This is a genomic window from Lysinibacillus sp. GW821-FHT14F06 (genome assembly GCF_058803665.1).
In genome coordinates this window covers 230836-252583 of the sequence record NZ_JBXAPF010000001.1, presented here as the reverse complement: position 1 = coordinate 252583, position 21748 = coordinate 230836, and the positions used below count along the sequence as shown (strand labels likewise).

Here is a 21748-nt window from a genome sequence, read left to right as displayed (position 1 = left end):
TTTTAAAATTTCAAGTATCAACACTGTGTTCAGTAAAGGAGATGGAGATATGGGAAACAATGCGATATCACTAAATTCCATTGAAAAAAAATTTCATCATAAGCAAGTGATTGCACCCCTTTCCTTAGAAATTCCAAAGGGTCAGCTTATCGGATTACTTGGTCCCTCAGGCTGTGGGAAAACAACGTTAATCAAAATGATTATGGGCATGATAAAACCTGATAACGGTAGTATTCAAGTATTGAACCAAATTGTTCCACATAAGCAGTTGCTAATGGATATCGGCTATATGGCACAATCTGATGCACTTTATTTGGATTTAACAGGGCAAGAAAATCTTCATTTTTTTGCAAAGCTTTTTCGATTATCAAAAAAAGAACGTGCTGAACGAGTAGCCTATGCCGCCAATCTCGTTCGTTTGACAGATGATTTAAAAGGTAAGGTCATGAATTACTCTGGCGGAATGAAGAGAAGATTATCCCTTGCCATTGCCCTACTCCAAAATCCACAACTTTTAATTCTTGATGAACCGACAGTTGGCATTGATCCTGTCTTGAAAAAGGTAATATGGCAGGAGCTTATTCGATTAAAAGACGAGGAACAGAAAACAATTCTTGTCACAACACATGCCATGGACGAGGCAGAACGATGTGATCAATTAGCTATGCTAAGAAATGGGCAGATTATTGCCTATGGTACTCCGCATGAATTAAAAGACCGTTATCAAGCACAAGATTTTGATGAGGTATTTGTAAAGGCTGGGGGTGACGTGCTATGAGAATTGGTGCTATCGTAACAAGAATTATGCAGCAGATGAAACGCGATAAACGGACACTTGCTTTATTATTTATTGCACCTTTAATTATTCTTTCCTTAATGTATTTTATTTTTAATAGTAATGAGCCTGAGATGACGCTTGTTGTATCGAATGGTCCAGCACCATTAATCCAAAAGCTTAAAGCAGTAGATGTTAAAGTAGTGGAAAACAATGATTATTCCTCACCGATGTTAAAAGAAGAAAAATATGACGGATGGTTAGCAATCAAGCAAAATGATATAAAGCTTACATTATTAAATGATGATCCCTCTAGTACAAAAGCTGTTATGATGAAGCTCTCTCAAGCCTTACAGCCTGAACAAGCTTCTATGTTCAATCTAAAGACTGAGTATATTTATGGGGATGAAAATACCGCTATCTTTGATATTTTTAGTCCAATGCTTACTGGTTTCTTTGTTTTCTTTTTCGTTTTTTTAATAACAGGGATAGCGTTATTAAAGGAACGCACCTCTGGGACACTGGAACGTCTGCTTGCAACACCGATTAAACGCTCAGAAATTGTCGCAGGCTATATGATTGGCTATGGTTTGTTTGCCTTCCTTCAAACTATTATTATCGTTTTATTTGGCATTTATATTTTAGACATAGTACATGTTGGCTCCATTTGGCTTGTTTTGCTTATTAATATTGTTGTAGCACTTGTTTCATTATCATTAGGAGCATTGCTATCAAGCTTTGCAGCATCTGAATTTCAAATGATGCAGTTTATTCCGCTTGTTATTGTCCCTCAAATATTTTTTTCAGGCATTTTTCCACTAGATAATATGGTAGAATGGCTGCAAAATATCGGACGTATTATGCCGCTTTACTATGCGGCTGATGCACTGAATGGTGTTATGTATAAGGGCTATGCTTTTCATGACATTGTTGTGGATTTAGTGATACTTGCTTGCTTCGCCCTTGTATTCATTGCGCTAAATATTATTAGCCTAAAAAAATATCGATCCTTATAATGCACACAGAAGAGTTCTGCCATATCCTAGGCAGAACTCTTTTTAACGTAATGACCAAAAATAGAAAATTACCCCATCATTTTCATAGTAAAAGAGCAGATATTCATCTATACTAGTTTTACAATTAGTGCCATCGTACATATGTATTTTACCAAAATATCAATAAAATAAAGGGGTATAAAAATGAAGATGATGATGGAAATACAGAACATCTCTAAACAATACAAAGGCAAAAAGATTTTAGAGAATGCTTGCTTATCAATTTATGCCCACCAAATAATAGCCCTTGTTGGAAAGAACGGTTCTGGAAAGAGCACTCTATTAAAAATCATTGCTGGATTAATAGATGCCGACAGTGGTGCAGTTATTAAACACCAACAGTCTTTAAAAATTGGGTATGTGCCAGAGGTGACACCTTCACATATTTTATTTACACCAGAAGAATATCTTTTTCATATGGGCAGTATTCGAGGAATGGCGACAAAACAATTACAGCAAAAAATTGATGATTTACTAGAAATGTTTCATTTACAGGAATCAAGGAATATTCGTATCATTCATTTTTCAAAAGGCATGAAGCAAAAGGTAATGATTATGCAGGCAATGCTTGAAAATACGGATCTACTAATATTGGATGAGCCATTATCAGGTCTTGATCCAAAGGCACAGAGTGATTTAGAAGAAACCCTCTCTATTTTAAAAGACAAGGGTTTAAGCATCGTCCTAACCTGTCATGAAACGAAATTGCTTCAGCATCTTGTTGACACCGTTTTTGTAATTCAGAATAACAAAATCATCCAAACAGATTCACTCAATTCCAATCAGACACAGCATAATAGATTAATTTTTGATATTGGCGATCTGGCACTATTGGAAAACCTATATCCTTTTCTTGATATTCTAGAGCAAAATCAGTTAAATTCTGACCATTTTGAAATTGTTACTGTAATTAAATTAGAGGATACCAATCGTATTTTAGAAGACCTTCTACGCAAAAATGTCTCCATCAAACAATTAATACCAGTCAACTATCAGGAGGAACATTTCTATAATCAATTTTAACGAGGAGGAATAGACACTAGAATGCTTAGTTTATTACGCTATCAATTTATCAATTATTTAAGGACTTATCAATATGTTCCACCTTTTTCAATCTTTGTGCTATGTCTTGTCGTCAATTATACCTTTGTTCCAAATCCTATATTAGATAGCTATTCATTCACAGCCATTATGCTCTTTTTTCTAATGGGATGGTTTACGGTCACACTATTTCACGCGGAGGATGAGGAGCAAAAAGTATTAACAACGCTACATGCTAAAGGCCGAACACAATACAATTTAGCAATTTTTATTATTTGTTCACTGCTTGCGTTAGGTTTAAGCTTTATATCAGTACTTTACCCTACTGTTATTGGTGCCTTTGGAGAAACGCCAAGATTTTTACATCTATTACTAGGCTTCCTTTCTCACTTTAGTTTAGCTATACTAGCTATTGCACTTTCAGCTATCTGTACAAGAGAGCTTGTTAAAAATAGGCACAATACTTGGTGGGGTGTGCTAGGCATCTTACTAATCTCTGTTGTAGCCGCTGCTTTACACGAGACAATATCACAAGTGAAAGGCCTTACTTGGCTGCTTCCTCCAGTCCGTCTTTCGTTAGAAATGATGAATTCAGAAGATTCCATAACAACAATACCAAGCATTTTTTATTGGCAATTTGCGTGGATATTTATTTATGCTAGCCTAGTCATTATGGTATTCTTCCTCCTAGCTAATCGAAAACTACTAAGGAGATAAATTTCTATGTTAAAAAAAGCAAAAGTGCTAATTATAGAGGATGAAAGTGATATTGCTACTATTATTAGAGACTATTTAAGCGTCAACCATTTTGAGCCTTATATCGCTCAAAATGGACATGAGGCTATTCAGGCTATAAAAAATAGCCGTCCTGATTTTGTTATTCTTGACCTATCTCTCCCTGATTGTGATGGCATCGAATTATGTCGTCAAATTCGAGAAGATAGCAATGTTGCGATATTAATTTTAAGTGCTCGCAGCAGTGATACTGATAAGGTTCTTGGTCTAGGATTCGGTGCAGATGATTATATGACGAAGCCATTTTCCTTAAGTGAGCTTGTAGCGAGAATAAATGCCCATTTACGGAAACAGGATAGATGGTTGCAGGACAATACAGAAAAGGTGGATTTAATTCAAATTGATCAAATGATTATCAATAAAAACGAGTATACCTTTTCCCTTGATCAAAAGCATATTTCTCTATCAGCAAAAGAGTTTGAAATGCTATTTTTTCTAATGAAAAATAGTAATCAGGTGTTCTCCAAAACGCAGCTGCTTGATGCTGTTTGGGGCTATGACACATATGGTGATGAAAACACGATAACTGTTTATATTAGACGTCTCCGTGAAAAAATTGAAGTCAATCCATCTTGCCCTATCTACCTTCAAACTGTTTGGGGTGTTGGTTATAAATTTAATACTCAAAATCATTCGTAGGAGAGCACAATGTATTTAAAAATTTGGATGAAGAAATGGCTGTGGTCTATACTAATTTGTGTTTCTCTATTATTTATTTGTTTCCTTCTATTACTGCTTACTACTGTTAAACAAAATGAGGAACCATCAAATAAGTACGTTATCAATCAAATTCGCTTACAGGTAAATAACGTTTTATTGTACATAGAAGACCATTTTACAAGTTTCGAACAAAATTTAAATTTACGCAATTCCCTTCAAGAAATGAGCAATAGCCTAGATATAGATATCACAATTGTTCAATTAGATGGGAAAATTATTTTTAATTCCATAGAAGAAGACCCTTCACAGTTTATCAGCTTAAAAAACGATTTACATTATGATTTATTTACTTCTCAACAACAACCAGGAATCATAAAAATTGCCTTTCCTATAGTTAGTAAGACGAATGAACAACTAGGTAACGCTATTTTCACCATTGATAAAGATGTACTCTTCCCCATGGAACAACCTAGTACTAGCATTTTTTCAATTTTATTTTTAAGTGGTCTAATATGTTTTTTAATCATTGGCCTTGCCATTTACATTACACGAAAGGCTAATAAGGAAATCTTACTTCCCTTAAATAATTTGAAAAAAAGTACCGAAGAAATTGTCAAAGGGAATTATGAACAGAAAACGGAGTATCCGAGAGTAGATGAAATTGGTGAATTGTATGCAGTATTTGATCAAATGCGATTAGAAATAAAAAATCTTACGCTACAACGAGATGAACAGGAGCAAAACCAAAAAAAGCTCATTTCGAGTATTTCGCATGAGGTAAGAACACCTCTAACAACAATAAAAGCTTACTTAGATGCTATTTCTGAGGGAATTTGTCCTGACATGGATTCGCTTATGTCATATATTCAAATCATGCAAACAAATACTGAAAAAATGTCCAGGCTAATTGATGATTTATTTATTCACACGTTGAAGGAGCTTGGGCATATCCCAGTTAACTTAACAGAGCAATATAGCAAAGATGTTTTTACGAATATTTTGCACCCCATTCATCATTACGTCCAAACGACTGGCATTCATTTTATCGAGCCAGAGTATATTCCTAATGTCCTTATTCGAGCAGATGAGCATCGACTAGAGCAGGTACTTTCAAACCTTATTACGAACGCACTAAAACATACTTCTAAAGGCAATTCCATAACCGTTTCCATCAATATTGAAAACCAATTACTATACATTAATGTCATAGATAATGGTAATGGAATGCTACCTGAGGATATGCCTTTTATTTTTGAACGCTACTTCAGAGGTATTCAGGCTACTGGTGAGACTGCTGTGAAAAATGAAGGAGCTGGACTTGGGTTGTCTATTTGTAAGCATATTATGGAAGCGCATAATGGTTCTATTTCATTTAAAAGCAAACAAAATATAGGAACAACATTTACATTAACTCTTCCTATTATTTAAATTTTCAAGAGGATAATTTCGAAAAATTAAGAATATAAATAATGAATGTCAGAAAAAAATTGGAGAGTGAAGACATGATTCATGACATAGAGGAATATGTAAAATATTTAGATGGTATTCATAAACGAACGATGCAAAATATGAAGGCAATACCTGATGAACTTTTAGATTGGAAGCACTCTAAAAATAAATTTTCTATAGGCGATTTATTGCGGCATATCGCATCATCTCGTTTAATGTTTCTTGGAATATTTGAACATGGTTCGTGGACGTACACAGGTCATGATACTAATAATGGGGCTTCCCTAGAGGATATATCTAATTATTTAGAGTCATGTCAAACTAAATTAACAGAGGGGCTATTGAAAATTGGTAACGATGTGTTGTCAAAAAAGGTTTTAACCCTTCATGGTCATGAAGTAAGTGCATGGAGAATACTTATGTCGATTCCCGAACATGAAATCCATCATCGTGGACAAATCTCAGCATATTTACAAATGAACAACATTGAACCGCCTCAAATTTTTGGATTAAAAATTGAGCAGGTAAAGACAAAATAATTTATGAAAGAGCTTTGGACATCATCTTATATCCAAAGCTTATTTTTGTCTTTATAATCAATTATGCCTCTGCATAAATAGAGAGAAACTTTAATCAATGGGGATTTTCTTTCTTCATCCCCAACTAATTTTTTAGATCTCCATCAATCACTTTTACGGCAAAATACGATTTTCAAATTTTCTAGTTCTTGTAATAATTTATTAATAATTTAATAAGGCCCTTATAATAAATCCCCCTTACACTAAAAGAAATAAAATCGATGGAGGCGGTATTTTCGTGGAAAAAGAGGTACTTATTCATGCTCAAAATCTATGCAAGACATATTCCACAGGGAGTGAGCAATTTCATGCAATAAAAAATATTAATATCGAAATATATAAAGGAGATTTTACTGTTATTATGGGAAACTCCGGTTCAGGTAAATCGACACTGCTTTATCTTTTAAGTGGTCTAGATTCCATTACGACGGGTGAAGTCTATTTTTATGGAGAAAGGCTGGATACATTTACCGAACAGCAGTTAGCTACATTTCGCTCTAAAAAGATAGGATATGTCTATCAAAGTAGTAATCTCGTCCCGGATATGACATTGCTAGAAAACATCAGCCTCCCAGGATATATTGCAAAATACCCTAAAAAAGATGTGATAAAAAAAGCGAAGATGCTATTAAATAAAATGGGACTTGAGGAGCAACGGAATCGTTTACCTTCGCAAACCTCTGGTGGACAGCAACAAAGAGCTGCTATTGCTAGAGCATTAGTCAATGACCCAGAGATTCTATTTGCAGATGAACCAACTGGTAGTTTAAATTACGATCAAGGAGTAGCTGTCCTAGACATTTTAACGAATTTAAACAAAAAGGGTCAGTCGGTAGTAATGATTACACATGATATAAAAGCAGCCTGTCGTGCTAATCGGCTTATTATTATTCAGGATGGAAAAATTGGAGGTATTTTAAACTTCGATCAATACGATGATGCTAGCATACAAGAGCGTGAACATATTATCTTTTCTTATGTCGCGGGAAAGGAGTAAAAAATGTACGCAATACTTACTCTTTGTTTTGCACATATCAAGAAAAGAAAAATCCAAAATTTACTATTAGCCATTCTAATTATGTTATCCACCCTTTTATTAGCTACCTCTGTAACGATTATGATGAATACAAGCAATATTTTTGAAAAAACACATCATGATTCGAATGGGGCACATCAAATTTTAACGATGGGTAAGGATATTCATAATCCAAACACTGTCAACAATTGGTGGCAAGAACAACAAGGGGTTTCTGCCTCGAATCTCATTCCCTATAGAAATTTATCTGGCTTTACAGCGAATGGTGCAGAAACGCCAAATGATCTCTACTTATTCATGATGAATACACCAAAAACGCCCTTTGCTATTGATCAATTACTATTTTCAGAGGGTGAAAATCAGGACTATCCTACTGAGGGAACAATTTGGATTCCCACATCAATGGCTACTACTTCGAATATTTCACTTGGAGATGCTATTGAATTTAACACTGGCGAAAAAGCTTTTACATTAAATGTTTCGGGTATTGTTGTAGATTTGCCATACGGTGGACCCTTTACAACGAATGCTCGTATTTGGATGAACGACTCTGACTATCATAAACAATTTGATTCGATGATAGGGTCTGAACAATATATGATGGCTCTTCGCTTTGATGATTATCAGCAAAGTGCAAACTATTGGATAGAATTCGAAAAATTTTTAAACGGCCCCTACCTTGAATCAAAAATGGAATACGTGGATCTCTATTCGTTTAATTTTATTATTAATAAAATTATTGGCTTTATCATGATCGCTTTTGGTGTAGCAATGTTATTCATTTCATTGTTTATTATTGGTTTTAGTATTTCAGATGCCATTTTAACGAACTATAAAACGATTGGTGTTATCAAATCTCTTGGACTCACTTCTCGGAAAATTAGTGCGACCTATGTTTTACAATTTGGTTTATTATCCATGGTTTCAATTATTCCGGGTCTTATTGCCAGTACAGTCCTTTCCAGAGTAATCATAGAAAGCTCTTTATCTTATTTAAAGGCCGGAAAGCATTTGACGATTATTCAAGATTTTAGAATCACTATGCTACTTGCTGTCATAATCCTCGTCATTGTTATCCTTACTGCGTTCATTTACTCAAACAAAGCACGTCACGTTGAACCAGTACAAGCAATTAAGTACGGCATGTCAGAATCTGCAAACAGTAAATTGAATCGGCGTTTAAACAACTCTAATCGTCTTTCTAATTTAGTTCATTTGCCGATTCAACTTCAAATTAGCATTAAAAACATTACTAAAAATATGAAAAGTTCGTTTTTAATTATTGTTCTTACAGCCATTACTTCTGCAATTTTAGTGTTTAGTGCAGTCATTCATAATAGCTTTATTTCCAACATCAAACAAAACACACCAGCATTGGGCTACGATTCATCACATGTTGTTGTAACGGTTTTTAATGAGGCAACATTCTCAAAACAACAGTTTGAACAATTTTTACGCTCAGATGAACGCATAAAAAATCACGCTTGGTTCGATCAATTTACAGGGGTTCTCCCTAATGAATCAAATCAACCTCTAAATATTAATGTCAATACCATTGAAGGTAGTTTTGATGTTGCTGGATACGAGACAATTTCTGGCCGTAATCCTATAAAAAAAAATGAAATCGCCATTGGCCTTAATGTCGCAAAGGCTTTACACAAAAATGTAGGAGATATTGTAGAAGTCTATATCGAAGGCAAGCAGCATCATTTGATTGTTACTGGTATTTATCAATCGATAGCAAATATGTCTAATTCAGCGAGAATTACCGCTGATGTAATCAAAGTTTATAATGCTACCTATTCTGCTTCAGAAATCAGTATGATCAATTTGGTAGATGAGACATTATCAACTCAAATCGTTGATGATTTAAACAATAACTTTAAAAGCTCTGTCAAAGCTGTCACACAACAAACATTATTATATGATGTCTATAAAGTTGTGGTCGCTGTTTTAATCATCCCATTATCTGTTATCGGAATTTTATTTATTGTTGTAACATTCATCATTATTTTTAGTGTTTCCAGAATAAACGTAAGAAAAGAAAGCGGAACTTACGGAATTTTTAAATCTATTGGTATGACCTCAAATACTATTCGATGGTCGATTACATCTGGAATTGTATTACTTTCATCACTAGGGGCTATGTTTGGAATTTTTATCGGTGTAAAAATAATTCCCGCAGCTTTACAAAGTATTATTGTAGAATATGGCTTACTAGAATTACCTCTTGTGATAAATTGGCCAATAACCATCGGATTATCCTTCTTAAGTATTGTGGCAGCCTGTGTTGGTTGCTGGTTATCCACAAAAATCATTGCCAAAACATCACCTCGAATTCTACTCGTTGACTAAAAACTGCCCTTACTCTATAAAAGAGCGAGGGCAGTTTCATCCTTTCATATCTTACTTATTCTTTCAATTCAATAACGATCGGTTCAAGATTTATTTCTTTAAAATCCTCTAGCTCTACAGTTCTATTCCTCACAACAGTTTCTCCAAAAGCATTCTTTTCCTCTATTGGTTCATCATCATTTACAGATGACTTCATGAGCCGGACATATGGCATAATCTTCAGTGTAGTTGCCCTTTCGTCAACTTTTCCAAACGTCTTACCTATACGAAGATCATTTGGATAACCGCGACCCCCATGATTCAAACCATCATAGTTATTCCCCATATCATCTGTCATTGTAAAGTCTAGGTCGATATTATCCCAATAATCTAAAATATGCTGATCTAATTGTTGCCTTACATATACAATGGTTGACATCGGTGTATGGGTGATTTGTTTGGCTGACACTCTAATGCCATCAAGAGTGGAGGATTTATTGACTATTTGCGTGTGCTTTGTGGTTGCCTCTACTGAAAAAGCAAAACGCCAATGACCATTAATCATTGTATTCTCTTCCGTTAAAATTTTATCAATATCCCATACTAAGTATGCTGTATCCCCTACATTTGTTCCGAAATTTCCAACTGTTAACATTCCAACATAATTGTAATCGTCTACTCTTTTTATTTCCGATCCCCATGCCATGCCATCTGCATCCTTTACTGAAGAAGAAGTATCATGGATTCTTGGATGATCACCTAATTTCTTTTTACTTTTGAGAGAATAGGTTACAAAAATTGTTTCACCATCGTAAAGGGCATCATTAATCGATATCTCCACACCCTTACTTACGTCGGATAATTCTATAGCTGTTGAAAATTCTTTATAATTTTCATAAAGTGAAGATCTTTCTCCATCTATAAATTGAAAGATGTTTCTTACAATAGGAATGCTTCCTGCATTGGCCGGAAAGGTATAGCCTAATATCGCCCCTGAAAATCCTATAAAAAGCATTGCTACTGCTATTTGCGACCATCTCACTCTTTTTTTCTTTTTCTTTAGGATTTGCTTTAATCGCTTTTTTACCTGAGCTTTTTCAAATTCACTAACATCCAGTTCAGTAAATTCCTTATTATCTAATTGCACGTCATTGAAAAATTTATATATTTCCTTCATGTTGGATTACCCCCAAGCTTTAATTCAATTGCTTGCTGCTGTAATTTTTTCTTGCCTCGATATATGCGATTATCAACAGCTGCACCTGTCAAACCAACTTGAATTGCAATATCCTTTGTGTTCATTCCAATGAAAAATCTCATTATAAATATTTTTCTATCTATAGCATCTAGTGTGTTGATTAACTTTACTAATTCTTCTTGATTTTCAAGCTGAATGACCACTTCCTCAACTGAAGGGTCGATTAGTAAGTCTGGGTGCTCTGAGGATATTTCTCTATTCTTTACTGCTCGTCGGTAATAATCGAAAGCTTTAAACTTAGCAATGACACAAAGCCACTTTCGAAAATCATCATTGTCTCCCTTAAATTGCTCAATGTTGTCCCAAATACTTAAAAAGATATCATTGATACATTCTTCAACTATATAATCCTGTTGCAATGGTGCAAGTACCTTATAAATAACACCTTTCACAAGCGATAAGTACTGATCTACGACATATTCAAGGGCATCCTCTTTCTGTCGTTTTAATCGCTTGATGAAATTTTTCTCATTCGATTTCATGGCACCAATTCCTCTCAACTTCTTGTATAGGCCTCTACATCCTATACAACGAACATATCAAGCATTTTCTCTCAAAAAAAAATGAATTCCTTTTACGCAGGAATTCAACTTTTTTTATTCTGTAAAAAAATCTTCTTCTGAAATAACCTCTATATTATTTCTTTTTAGCAAAGCGGTTGTGACACCTATACCGCTTATTTTTGTATGATTGAAATTACCATTATAAATCATTGCACTGCCACAGGATGGACTATACTCTTTTAAGATAACCTTCGTCGCACCAAGTTCAAGCGCTTTATGTAAAGTTGCATAGGCACCCTTTAAATACAGTTCCGTAACATCAAGGCCCGATTTTTCCACTACAATCGCCTTTCCATCAAGAACGTCTCCCCCATCTCCACCAACTATTTCAGCGGGCTCACGTGGAGTAGTAAAGCCACCCATTAATTCAGGGCACACAGTTATAGCCTTATTTTCTAATACAAGCTGTTGTATTCTTTCATCTAAACAATCTGTACCATTATAGCGTACCTTTAATCCTGCTAAGCAAGCACTTATTAATATCACATCGTTTCCTCATTTCCTCAGTATCAACACAGCATCTTTTAAATGTTACGTTAAATTTTAGATTCTTTGTTACAATATTTTTATCCCATTTATGGACTGTAAGACACATTTATTATAACTCCCTATTGATACAACTGCTATAGTAGACCTAAGACCACTATGGCACATTTTTTTGAATTAAAGGAGGAAAGAATTTGGTTGAATATACAATTTGTTTTCTTAAGAAGGGAGACAAAATATTATTACTGAATAGAGATAAGCCTCAATGGATGGGCGCTTGGAATGGTGTAGGTGGAAAAATTGAGCACAGTGAAACGCCATTAGTCGGTGCATTACGAGAAATCAAGGAAGAAACCGGCATTTATTTACAAGACATTACATACAAAGGAAAAATAACATGGACTGACGGAATCACTAATTTTGGTTGCATGTATGCATTTATTGCCGAACTACCAGAATCCTACCCTTATGTGACACCTATTAAGGTTGCAGAAGGTATTCTAGATTGGAAAGACCTAACTTGGATTTTGCATCCTCAAAATGTAGGAATAGCAGATTTAAAATATTATTTACCAAAGATGTTGGATGAATCAACCAACTATGAATACATATTTACTTATAAAGATAGTGAATTAATTGATATGACGAGTATTCCATTAGTACAAACATTTACTGTTTAAATCTGAAAGGACCTCGTAAACGTGATAGTAGCGTTTACGAGACTTGTCTAATTATTTTCTTGGCTGCGCAAATCGCATTCTGCACATCGACCAATTTAATGTTGTTTTTTGTATTTCATCATAAATATCCCACAGGCTATCGACTACCCGTACTTCTACATGACGCTTAAATAATCCCTCAAATAAATTTTTCACTTCAAATTTAGCAATAGGTAGCTGAGTTGTTTCACTCGTATAATAGCCAGCTACCTGATCCTGTAGCGTAAATCCATGGATAGCAAATTCATATAGATAAAGTGTCGTATTTTTCATTGTTTCAAACCACTTGCTTTCAATTACAATTACATGTGAAGCAGATGCAGAAGTGAAATAAGTTTGTATATCCTGTTCTGTTGTTTCTGTACCTATATGATAGCAAACTCTTGGACAATTTCTAGGCGTTAAAAAGTTAGGGAGGCATTTATCATTTATAGCCCATACGAGCCCTTTAGTTGCATCTAAATCTGTTCGTTCAGGTAATCGAGGATGAAAGACAAGAATATCACTTTCCTCACTTACATGAAATATTCTCATGTACTTCCCACCTTATTTTCTTGGTTTAAAAACTATAAAATCCGCATAATGTAAGTCTTCGTTAAACTTATATTTAATTTTTTTATCATGTAGATAGAGGCTCTCTTTAAGTAAAATATTCAAGCCTGAAATTCACTTGGAATTCCAGGCTTTTTTTAGGAATTCGATTGTGTTTTAATGGCCAAAATATTTTCTAATGTAGCCTGCTGCTTCATTGTTAACAATCGCCCACATAGCATGACGAGCAAGGCAAGAAATACTATGCCACCAGCAAATACCAGTGCTGCTTTATAGCTACTATAAACTTCTACAAGTTGCCCCGCGATAATTGGTCCAATAATTTGTCCAAATGCATAGAATGTTGTTAATAAAGATACAACAGGCCCGCTTTGAGTGGGGAAAAGCTGACGTGCATAGGAAGTTGTCAGCGTCACAATCCCTACAAATGTTAAGCCAAATAAAAAAGAAGATAATAATACGCTCCAAACAGTTTGTGAAAATACTGGTAGCAGGATGCCAAACACTTGTAATATGTATGCCACAAACAGGATTTTTATTGCAGAAAATTTTTCTAACAACACGGTCCAAACTGGTGCTGAAGGTATGGCTGCTACCCCAACGATGACCCAGCTATAGGAAGAATACGCTTGAAGCGAAGGAATATTATGAATAATATCGACTAAAAATGTACCTGTGATAATATAACCTAAGCCCTCTAAGCCATATGACACTATTAACCACGGCATAAAACCCTTTGTCATTTTTGTATCGGAGGATTTGGCAGCCTTCTTGCTATCTTGTACATCTAATCCTCTCCAAAGAATATACGTAATCCCTAAGAAAAGCGCTGATAAAATCCCTAAGCCTATCCATGTACCCTGCCATGCAAATTGTTCCTCAAGAACTGGTACGAATAAGCCTGAGATAGCAATTCCTAAGCCAATTCCGCCGAATAAATAGCCTGACCAACGAGAAAGTGAGCGCTTTGCTAAGTAATCCATAATAATGCTTGATGTTAAAACAAAAATAAGTCCCCCTGTAATGCCAGCAATCAAACGAAGCACTAGCCACACACTGTATACTCCAATGATCCCCATAAGTACAACGGAAAGGACATTTAAAACAACACTTAATAATAAAAAGTTCTTTCTATTGCGATGTATAAATCCTGCCCATAATGCTCCAATAAAATAGCCAATATAATTACTTGATGCCAAAAATCCTGCAACTTCAAAAGAAAATCCGACATCATGACGCATAAATGGCAAAATTGGTGTAAAGGCAAATCGGCTAATGCCCATTGCCACTACAAGCAATAGTACCCCTCCAAATAAAATTCCGATATGCTGTCGATTCATCTTGTCCCCTCCCCTAAAACTTTATAGTAATTAAAAGGATACAGAGTGAAAATTAATAAATCTAATATATAATTTATATAAAAGGATAAATAATTTTTATATAAGGAGAAATTTCATGAATTTACATGCTCTTAGACTCTTCACAAAAGTAGCCGAGCTTAAAAGTGTTTCTAAGGCAGCACAAGCACTAATGATTAGCCAGCCTGCCGTTACTATACAAATTCGCAATTTAGAAAAAGATTTAGAATTAACCTTATTGGAATCTAAAGGAAGAGGAATAACATTAACACAAAATGGAGAATTCTTATTTAAACAGGCACAGCGGCTATTTGATTTAGAAATGGATATTGAAAATAAGTTAGAGCAATTAAAAAATACTGGGAATGAGGAATTACAAATTGCTTCTACACATGTTCCATCCCATTTTTTATTACCAAAATGGTTAGCTAACTATAAACAAGCCTTCCCAAACTCTTATATCCATATAAAAACCGCTAACTCCCAGCAGGTTATTGAAGAATTGCTTCACTATAAAGCAGATTTAGCCTTTATCGTAAAAGAGGACGGACATCATCCAGATATTAATTATCAATTTCTTATAAACTTAGATTATTGGTTTATCGTGCCTTACGGTCACCCGATGGCAGATCAAACTGTGACATTAGCAGAACTAATGCAGCAGCCCTTTGTTTCTAGAGAAGACGGTAGCTCAACAAAGGAATTTTTAAATGCACTATGTAAGGTTCATAAAATTCCGCCTCCAAGAGTAGGTCTTCAACTCGATGGCATTAATGAATCAATCCATGCCATTGCAGCTGGCTACGGTACCATGTTAGCACCTTCCATAGCAGCTTCAAGCTTTATTCAAAGGCAACAAATAGCTAGAGTCTTTATAAAGGATATGGAGATTCAAAGACCCATCTATCTTTGTACACGAAAAAACGAACAAAATAACTCTTCCGCCTTTCATACGTTTATGGATATCATTAATGACTCTATTAATCGTATTTGAGATTTTATTCTCAAATACGATTCATTTATTAAGATGAGGCTGTTTCTGAAACAAAAAAACAATGAATCGAATAATTAATACATAGATAAATGCTTCTATAAAACTAATTGCTAACACAAGGACATAACGACCAAAATCTTCAAGCTCATTAAAATAATATTTTTGTATTTGCCAGTCAAAAAATAATGCCTTATAACTTCTTCCTAAAAAAATCGGTATGAATAATAGCCAATAAAGTACTGATAATTTAAAATTATGCCCTTTCACCAACATCTAAATCCTCCTCCTTATGCTGTCTCTTCTATGGATATTATTCGACAAACATTCACAAAAGCCTTGTTTTGCTTATTTTACTAAAGTCAGACCCTATACCGTTAATAGCTGACCATGAAATTATGACTAATCCTCTAATTATTTTTTAATGCTTGTCAAAGCTGTAAAAAAATAGTAGCAGTCATTCTAGTAACGATGGCTAATATTCGTTTTTTTATAGACTAAACAGTTTGAATAACCTATAATAGTCCAAGTAATTATCAATAAACGAACATTAAGGTGGTTTTCATGTTAAATTATACGCAAATTTTCAAAGGGACAGCTTTTTCAAGTAAGTCTTCTAGTGAAGTACAAATTTTAAAAGATTATCTATTCTTTATAAACGCAGAAGGTATAATTGAAAAAACTGTAGCTCCCGATCATGTCGACTATCAAAATCTCCTTACTACATACCAAGGCAAAGAAAATTTTCATTCCTTGGAGGAAGGTCAATACTTCTTACCAGGCTTTGTCGATTTGCATGTACATGCACCACAGTGGGCACAGGCTGGTACTGCATTAGATATTCCACTTTATGATTGGCTAAACACATATACCTTTCCAATCGAATCCAAATTCTCTGATTTAGCGTTTGCACAAGAGGTCTATGAAGATTTAGTAAGCACGCTGCTTGCAAATGGTACAACTACCTCTCTCTATTTTGCTACTGTTCATAAGGAAGCAAGCTTACTATTAGCAAAAATCTGTGCGAAAAAAGGGCAACGTGGCTTAGTTGGAAAAGTTGTTATGGATGATTCTGAACAGAATCCTGACTACTACCGCGATCTAGATACACAAACAGCATTAAAGGATACAGAAGAGTTTATCTTAGCTGTGAAAGATCTAGCAAAAACGACAAAACAGGGTGTTTATCCAGTCGTTACACCACGCTTTATTCCTAGCTGTACAGACGATGCCTTAAAGGGCTTGGGTGAATTAGCAGCTAAGTATGATACACATATTCAATCACACTGTAGTGAAAGCGATTGGGAGCATGGCTATGTAAAGGAAAGATTTAAGAAAAATGATGCCTTTGCCTTACAGGATTTTGGTTTATTAGGCGATAAATCTGTGATGGCACATTGTAATTTTTTAAGCAATGATGACGCACAGCTTTTCGCTGAAACGGGCACTGCAATTGGTCATTGCCCTATCTCCAATGCTTTCTTTGCAAATAGTGTTATTCCTATTGCCCGCTTCCATTCAATGGGTGTAGATATTGGATTAGGCTCAGATCTTTCAGGTGGTTATTCTCCAAGTCTATTCGATAATGCAAGACAGGCAGTTATGTCATCTAGAATGCTAGAAGACGGTGTAGATACCTCACTTCCTGCCGAAAAACGAGGGGTATCAAATTCACGTATTACGATAAATGAAGCATTTTATTTAGCTACTGCTGGTGGTGGCGAAAGCTTAAGCTTACCAATCGGTCGACTACAGGAAAACTACACATGGGATGTACAAATCATTGATACGAAAGTATCTTCTGCCAAACTTCCTATTTTTAGAAACAACGAAGATTTACAGGATATTTTCCAAAAAATCATGTATCTTGTACGCCCCGAAAATATCCGTGAGGTTTGGGTACAAGGAAATAAAGTTCACACAAGAGCATAATTTCTGACTCTGTCATTTAACAGTATAAATTAACATTTAGAGGTGTACATCTTAGTGGAAACGCAACATAATCAATTAAACGAAAATAGAAAAACACAATTAACTGTTTTACCTGATGAAAAAGTGTCATACGGTCAGTCAGCCTTACTAGGTTTACAGCATGTCATGGCTATGGACGTTTATGTAGTTCCCTTTCTAATTGCGATGTTAATTGGGTTACAGTCAGGACAAGCAAGTGCATTGATCCAATCAACCTTTATCGCAGCAGGGATTGCAACAATTATCCAAACTCATTTTTGTATGAAGCTACCTATTGCGCAAGGTCCATCCTATGTTCCGCTTGGAGCCATCGTTGGTATTTATGCAGCAAGTGGTAGCGGACAACTTGGCTGGAACACTGTCCTAGGAGCTAGCTTAATCGGTGCCATTTTCGTTATTATTTTAGGCTATACTGGAATTTTCAATAAAATCGTCAAAACCTTTATCCCTCCAATTGTCGGAGGAACAATTATCTTTGTCGTTGGTCTTTCTTTAATGCCTGTTGGTTTAAGTGATAATATCTTTAATGGTGCAGGTGCATCGATTAACCAAAATATCAATTTAGCGCTTATCTCAGCTGCAGTCTTAATCATTTGTGTAATGCTAGGCTCAATTTTCAATAAAAAGGGACGAATCTTTCGTATCGCCTCAGTTATCATTGCTTTAATTGTAGGTTGTATTGCAGCCAATGTAATGGGTGTCTTAGATTTATCAGCTGTATCACAAGCTAAATGGTTTAGTATGCCACAAATTCCTTTTGCGGATTTTGGCTTCACGTTTAATTTTTCAGCCATTATAACAATGGTGATTATTTATATCGTCTTACTGGCAGAGACAACAGGTACTTGGTTTGCCGTGAGTAATGTTATAGACAAACCATTAACAGATAAACAAATTAATCGAGGGGTTATTGGTGAAGGAATTGGATGTTTCGTAGCTTCATTACTGGGTTCAACTCCTGTTACTGGGTACTCAACAAATGCAGGCGTTATTTCCATTACAGGTATCGCAAGTCGTCGAGTATTTATTGCCGCTGGTGCTTGGTTTATCTTATTTGGTTTCTCTGGTAAATTAGCTGCTCTAATATCTGCAATTCCTTCAGCAGTAATTGGCGGTATCTTTGTAATCGTCTGTGGTATTATCGCAATTAGTGGTTTACAGGTAATGAAAAATGAAAGTATTGGTGAAAAGGAAATGTATGTCATTGCTGTTCCTGTCATTTTAACATTAGCATTAACGTTACTACCTGACGATTTCCTTTATTCTTTACCAACTACCGTTCAATACTTATTCGGTTCACCTATCGCTTCTGCTGCTATAGTAGCCATCTTGTTGAATAAATTATTACCTAATGTGAAATAAACTCAAATGCACAATACTCCTATTCCATTAGGAGATTGTGCATTTTCATATTTAAAATATTTTTGAATTCCCTTCCCTTTTCCTAATATTTTGTTATACTAAAGCGAAAAAATAGCAATTGATATGGTGTATGACATGATTATAATAGGTACAGGATAAATGGAGATGGCATCTGGCTATTATGTGACTCTGTTTGGATACAACCATGGATTTTTCCTTTCATATTTTATTGTGGTATTATTCAAAGTTGCTAAAATTTATAGATGGAAGTTGTGGTGATAAAAGTGGAAAAACTTGAGGAACAACTTCAACTAGCATTACAAGAATGGGAACGACTGAGACTGGAAAATAAAAAATTAAAAGAACTACTGGAATATAATAATATCAACCTTGATACGATCTCCCAATTTCAAGAAACAAAAAAAGTTGCTATTACTAGGGAACAAAAGATACAGGAAAGAATTAATATATATCGGAATCTTTTTAAAGGGAGGCCAGATATATATGCAGTAAGATGGGAAGCTAAAAATGGAAAATCTGGCTATATGCCCGCGTGTGAAAATGAATGGCATCCAACTTTATGTCAGAAACCAATAATAAGATGCGCAAATTGTCAGTATCGAAAATTACTCCCTTTAACAGATCAAGTAATTTATGACCATCTTTCTGGTAAACACACTATTGGGCTCTATCCCCTTTTACAAGATGAAACGACTTGGTTTTTAGCCGTTGATTTTGATAAGAAAAACTGGACAAAAGACGTTCAATCATTTATAGAAACATGTAATGAATTAAGTGTCCCAGCAAGTATTGAGCGCTCTCGTTCAGGAAATGGATGCCACGTGTGGATTTTTTTTAATCAAGTTGTCCCCGCTTCCTTAGCTCGTAAACTTGGAAATGTTTTATTATCAAACACACTTTCAAAACGTTATGAAGTGGGCATGGATTCATATGACCGTTTATTTCCAAATCAAGATACATTGCCGAAAGGAGGTTTTGGAAATTTAATTGCACTGCCTCTACAGAATAGTCCAAGGAAGAATGGAAATAGTGTTTTTGTCGATGAGCATTTTATTCCTTATCCTGATCAATGGCACTATTTGCAGCAAATACGAAAAATGAAGATAGAGGAAATTAACAAAATTATTAAAACATATCATCAAAACAATAATGCTTCTATGTCTATAAAAGAAAACGGACAACCATTAAAAAATAATAATAAAATTCAGCTCTCAACTAACGTTACAGTGATTGAAAAAAACGGTTTATATGTCCAAAAAGAAGGTCTTTCTTCGTCTCTCATTCATAAACTTATACAACTAGTAACTTTCAAAAATCCTCAATTTTACAAAGCCCAAGCAAAACGTTTATCGACTCATAATATACCAAGGAATATTACATGCTATGATCATACAGAGGAGCATTTAATACTGCCACGTGGATGCAAAGAAGATATGCTAAACCTATTAAATGATTTCTCTATGAATTATGATTTTGTAGATGGTACAAATTCAGGAACCAAAATATCATTAAAATTTGAAGGTAATTTAAGAGAAAAACAAAAACAAGCAGTGGCAAATTTATTAGAAAAACCAATTGGTATATTATCTGCCACAACTGGATTTGGAAAAACTGTAGTAGCTACAGCGGTAATTGCAAAAAGACAGACAAATACCTTAATTATTGTTCATCGAAACCAACTTATCGATCAATGGAAAAAAAGTTTATCAACATTTCTGAATCTTGAAGAAAAACAAATTGGTCAAATTGGCGGTGGCAAAAATAAGCAAACCGGTGTCATTGATATTGCAACCATGCAAAGTCTAAATTATAAAGGAGAAGTAAAAGAACTAATCACACAATACGGTCAGATTATCGTCGATGAATGTCATCACATTGCAGCGTTCAGTTTTGAGCAAGTACTAAAGAAGGCGAATGCCAAGTACATCGTTGGATTGACTGCTACCCCTATGCGAAAAGATGGATTGCATCCGATTATGACGATGCAGTTAGGACCTGTTTGTTATAAAGTAAATCCCAAAGATCAAACTAAAATCCTATCTTTTGAACAAATATTAATCCCTCGTTACACAAAGTTTAAGAGCAATTCAAAAGACATCCAAACATTATATACAGAACTTACAAAAGATAATAACAGAAATCAAATGATTTTTGACGATGTTTTAAAAGAATTAGAGAACGGTTCAGTACCCATTATTTTAACCGAAAGAGTTGAGCATGCCTTTTATTTAGAATCTAAATTTAAAGGGTTTGTAAAGAATGTTATCACTTTAACAGGAAAATTGAGTAAAAAAGAAGTAAAAGAAAATCTTAAAATTTTAGATATGCTTGCTGAAAATGAAGAAAGGTTGATTATTGCAACAGGGAAATATATAGGGGAGGGTTTTGATTATGCTCGACTAGATTCCTTATTTTTAGTTATGCCTTTTTCATGGAAAGGTACATTGCAACAATATGTAGGAAGACTACATCGTCAGCATGATTCAAAATTAAAAGTGAAAGTCTATGATTACGTAGATTATCAGGAGCTAATGTTTAAAGTAATGTTTGAAAAAAGATTAAAAGGCTATCGTTCGTTAGGGTATAAATTGTTGGAAAATAAATCAATTAATGAAACTTTTTCTGAACAAATGAGGTTATTTTAAAATTCCAATAAATTTTCATCTTAAAAAATCGATTCCTTAACAAAAAGGAATCCGATTTTTTAAGATTAATTGATGGTTCGACACTTCCTGTAAGTATCG

The 21748-nt window shown here is 34.7% G+C and carries 20 protein-coding genes; 14 read left to right on the top strand and 6 right to left on the bottom strand.

All coding sequences use genetic code 11. The features are described 5' to 3' along the window. Positions 1–49: 49 nt before the first annotated feature. The 9 genes from AC1RNS_RS01195 (at position 50) to AC1RNS_RS01155 (ending at position 9744) form a co-directional block, all read left to right on the top strand. Entirely contained in the window at positions 50–778 is a 729-nt protein-coding gene (locus AC1RNS_RS01195; RefSeq protein ID WP_492990195.1) for an ABC transporter ATP-binding protein, read from the top strand. Next, positions 775–1791 (top strand): ABC transporter permease, encoded by a 1017-nt coding sequence (locus AC1RNS_RS01190; RefSeq protein WP_492990193.1) that lies wholly within the window; start codon positions 775–777, stop codon positions 1789–1791. The genes AC1RNS_RS01195 and AC1RNS_RS01190 overlap by 4 nt, the downstream gene beginning before the upstream one ends. Before the next feature lie 183 nt (positions 1792–1974). Further along, complete coding sequence (locus tag AC1RNS_RS01185; protein WP_492990191.1) at positions 1975–2853, top strand: ABC transporter ATP-binding protein; 879 nt, start codon at positions 1975–1977, stop codon at positions 2851–2853. Positions 2854–2874: 21 nt separating this feature from the next. Then, positions 2875–3588: an ABC transporter permease gene (locus tag AC1RNS_RS01180; RefSeq protein ID WP_492990189.1), complete on the top strand. Its 714-nt coding sequence runs from the start codon at positions 2875–2877 to the stop codon at positions 3586–3588. A gap of 6 nt (positions 3589–3594) precedes the next feature. Continuing rightward, positions 3595–4305, top strand: a complete 711-nt coding sequence (locus AC1RNS_RS01175) for a response regulator transcription factor (protein WP_492990187.1) — start codon at positions 3595–3597, stop codon at positions 4303–4305. A 9-nt stretch (positions 4306–4314) separates the two neighbouring features. Beyond that, positions 4315–5754 carry a sensor histidine kinase gene (locus AC1RNS_RS01170; RefSeq protein ID WP_492990185.1) on the top strand — a complete coding sequence of 480 codons (1440 nt, stop codon included), beginning with the start codon at positions 4315–4317 and terminating at the stop codon, positions 5752–5754. Positions 5755–5828: 74 nt separating this feature from the next. Further along, positions 5829–6314, top strand: a complete 486-nt coding sequence (locus AC1RNS_RS01165; RefSeq protein WP_492990183.1) for a DinB family protein — start codon at positions 5829–5831, stop codon at positions 6312–6314. 277 nt (positions 6315–6591) lie between these two features. Then, positions 6592–7350 (top strand): ABC transporter ATP-binding protein, encoded by a 759-nt coding sequence (locus AC1RNS_RS01160; protein WP_492990181.1) that lies wholly within the window; start codon positions 6592–6594, stop codon positions 7348–7350. A 3-nt stretch (positions 7351–7353) separates the two neighbouring features. Next, positions 7354–9744, top strand: coding sequence for an FtsX-like permease family protein (locus AC1RNS_RS01155; RefSeq protein WP_492990179.1), 2391 nt, complete (start codon positions 7354–7356; stop codon positions 9742–9744). A 55-nt stretch (positions 9745–9799) separates the two neighbouring features. Here AC1RNS_RS01155 and AC1RNS_RS01150 read toward each other — a convergent pair whose 3' ends face one another. The 3 genes from AC1RNS_RS01150 to AC1RNS_RS01140 all read right to left on the bottom strand — a co-directional run bounded on the left by AC1RNS_RS01150 (position 9800) and on the right by AC1RNS_RS01140 (position 12030). Continuing rightward, positions 9800–10900, bottom strand: coding sequence for a DUF4179 domain-containing protein (locus AC1RNS_RS01150; RefSeq protein ID WP_492990177.1), 1101 nt, complete (start codon positions 10898–10900; stop codon positions 9800–9802). Beyond that, a complete protein-coding gene (locus tag AC1RNS_RS01145) occupies positions 10897–11463 on the bottom strand; it encodes a sigma-70 family RNA polymerase sigma factor (RefSeq protein WP_492990175.1) in 567 nt (188 codons plus the stop codon). The genes AC1RNS_RS01150 and AC1RNS_RS01145 overlap by 4 nt, the downstream gene beginning before the upstream one ends. Positions 11464–11577: 114 nt before the next feature. Continuing rightward, positions 11578–12030 (bottom strand): 2-thiouracil desulfurase family protein, encoded by a 453-nt coding sequence (locus AC1RNS_RS01140; RefSeq protein ID WP_492990173.1) that lies wholly within the window; start codon positions 12028–12030, stop codon positions 11578–11580. Positions 12031–12224: 194 nt separating this feature from the next. Between AC1RNS_RS01140 and AC1RNS_RS01135 the strand changes: the two genes are divergently transcribed. Beyond that, positions 12225–12710 carry an NUDIX hydrolase gene (locus tag AC1RNS_RS01135; RefSeq protein WP_492990171.1) on the top strand — a complete coding sequence of 162 codons (486 nt, stop codon included), beginning with the start codon at positions 12225–12227 and terminating at the stop codon, positions 12708–12710. A 51-nt stretch (positions 12711–12761) separates the two neighbouring features. Here AC1RNS_RS01135 and AC1RNS_RS01130 read toward each other — a convergent pair whose 3' ends face one another. Both AC1RNS_RS01130 and AC1RNS_RS01125 read right to left on the bottom strand, forming a co-directional pair. Next, positions 12762–13283 (bottom strand): DUF6886 family protein, encoded by a 522-nt coding sequence (locus tag AC1RNS_RS01130; protein ID WP_492990169.1) that lies wholly within the window; start codon positions 13281–13283, stop codon positions 12762–12764. Between the two features lie 155 nt (positions 13284–13438). Beyond that, positions 13439–14641, bottom strand: coding sequence for a YbfB/YjiJ family MFS transporter (locus tag AC1RNS_RS01125; RefSeq protein ID WP_492990167.1), 1203 nt, complete (start codon positions 14639–14641; stop codon positions 13439–13441). A gap of 115 nt (positions 14642–14756) precedes the next feature. Between AC1RNS_RS01125 and AC1RNS_RS01120 the strand changes: the two genes are divergently transcribed. Further along, positions 14757–15653 carry a LysR family transcriptional regulator gene (locus tag AC1RNS_RS01120; protein WP_492990165.1) on the top strand — a complete coding sequence of 299 codons (897 nt, stop codon included), beginning with the start codon at positions 14757–14759 and terminating at the stop codon, positions 15651–15653. A gap of 21 nt (positions 15654–15674) precedes the next feature. On the opposite strand, the gene AC1RNS_RS01115 is transcribed toward AC1RNS_RS01120, so the two are convergent. Next, positions 15675–15926 carry a hypothetical protein gene (locus tag AC1RNS_RS01115; RefSeq protein ID WP_492990163.1) on the bottom strand — a complete coding sequence of 84 codons (252 nt, stop codon included), beginning with the start codon at positions 15924–15926 and terminating at the stop codon, positions 15675–15677. 288 nt (positions 15927–16214) lie between these two features. Here AC1RNS_RS01115 and guaD point away from each other — a divergent pair, with 288 nt between their 5' ends. From guaD to AC1RNS_RS01100, 3 genes are all read left to right on the top strand, one after another. Further along, positions 16215–17582 (top strand): guanine deaminase, encoded by a 1368-nt coding sequence (gene guaD, locus AC1RNS_RS01110; RefSeq protein WP_492990161.1) that lies wholly within the window; start codon positions 16215–16217, stop codon positions 17580–17582. A gap of 54 nt (positions 17583–17636) precedes the next feature. After that, entirely contained in the window at positions 17637–18983 is a 1347-nt protein-coding gene (locus tag AC1RNS_RS01105) for a uracil-xanthine permease family protein (protein ID WP_492990159.1), read from the top strand. Between the two features lie 284 nt (positions 18984–19267). Then, a complete protein-coding gene (locus AC1RNS_RS01100; protein WP_492990157.1) occupies positions 19268–21649 on the top strand; it encodes a TOTE conflict system archaeo-eukaryotic primase domain-containing protein in 2382 nt (793 codons plus the stop codon). The last annotated feature ends 99 nt before the right edge of the window (positions 21650–21748 follow it).

Excerpts from the sequence above, each read along its gene's own strand:
- AC1RNS_RS01185 (WP_492990191.1), top strand. The coding sequence starts at position 1,975 with ATGAAGATGATGATGGAAATACAGAACATCTCTAAACAATACAAAGGC.
- AC1RNS_RS01115 (WP_492990163.1), bottom strand. The coding sequence starts at position 15,926 with ATGTTGGTGAAAGGGCATAATTTTAAATTATCAGTACTTTATTGGCTA.
- AC1RNS_RS01195 (WP_492990195.1), top strand. The coding sequence starts at position 50 with ATGGGAAACAATGCGATATCACTAAATTCCATTGAAAAAAAATTTCAT.
- AC1RNS_RS01155 (WP_492990179.1), top strand. The coding sequence starts at position 7,354 with ATGTACGCAATACTTACTCTTTGTTTTGCACATATCAAGAAAAGAAAA.
- AC1RNS_RS01170 (WP_492990185.1), top strand. The coding sequence starts at position 4,315 with ATGTATTTAAAAATTTGGATGAAGAAATGGCTGTGGTCTATACTAATT.
- AC1RNS_RS01175 (WP_492990187.1), top strand. The coding sequence starts at position 3,595 with ATGTTAAAAAAAGCAAAAGTGCTAATTATAGAGGATGAAAGTGATATT.
- AC1RNS_RS01125 (WP_492990167.1), bottom strand. The coding sequence starts at position 14,641 with ATGAATCGACAGCATATCGGAATTTTATTTGGAGGGGTACTATTGCTT.
- guaD (WP_492990161.1), top strand. The coding sequence starts at position 16,215 with ATGTTAAATTATACGCAAATTTTCAAAGGGACAGCTTTTTCAAGTAAG.
- AC1RNS_RS01150 (WP_492990177.1), bottom strand. The coding sequence starts at position 10,900 with ATGAAGGAAATATATAAATTTTTCAATGACGTGCAATTAGATAATAAG.
- AC1RNS_RS01190 (WP_492990193.1), top strand. The coding sequence starts at position 775 with ATGAGAATTGGTGCTATCGTAACAAGAATTATGCAGCAGATGAAACGC.
- AC1RNS_RS01120 (WP_492990165.1), top strand. The coding sequence starts at position 14,757 with ATGAATTTACATGCTCTTAGACTCTTCACAAAAGTAGCCGAGCTTAAA.
- AC1RNS_RS01180 (WP_492990189.1), top strand. The coding sequence starts at position 2,875 with ATGCTTAGTTTATTACGCTATCAATTTATCAATTATTTAAGGACTTAT.
- AC1RNS_RS01130 (WP_492990169.1), bottom strand. The coding sequence starts at position 13,283 with ATGAGAATATTTCATGTAAGTGAGGAAAGTGATATTCTTGTCTTTCAT.
- AC1RNS_RS01145 (WP_492990175.1), bottom strand. The coding sequence starts at position 11,463 with ATGAAATCGAATGAGAAAAATTTCATCAAGCGATTAAAACGACAGAAA.
- AC1RNS_RS01165 (WP_492990183.1), top strand. The coding sequence starts at position 5,829 with ATGATTCATGACATAGAGGAATATGTAAAATATTTAGATGGTATTCAT.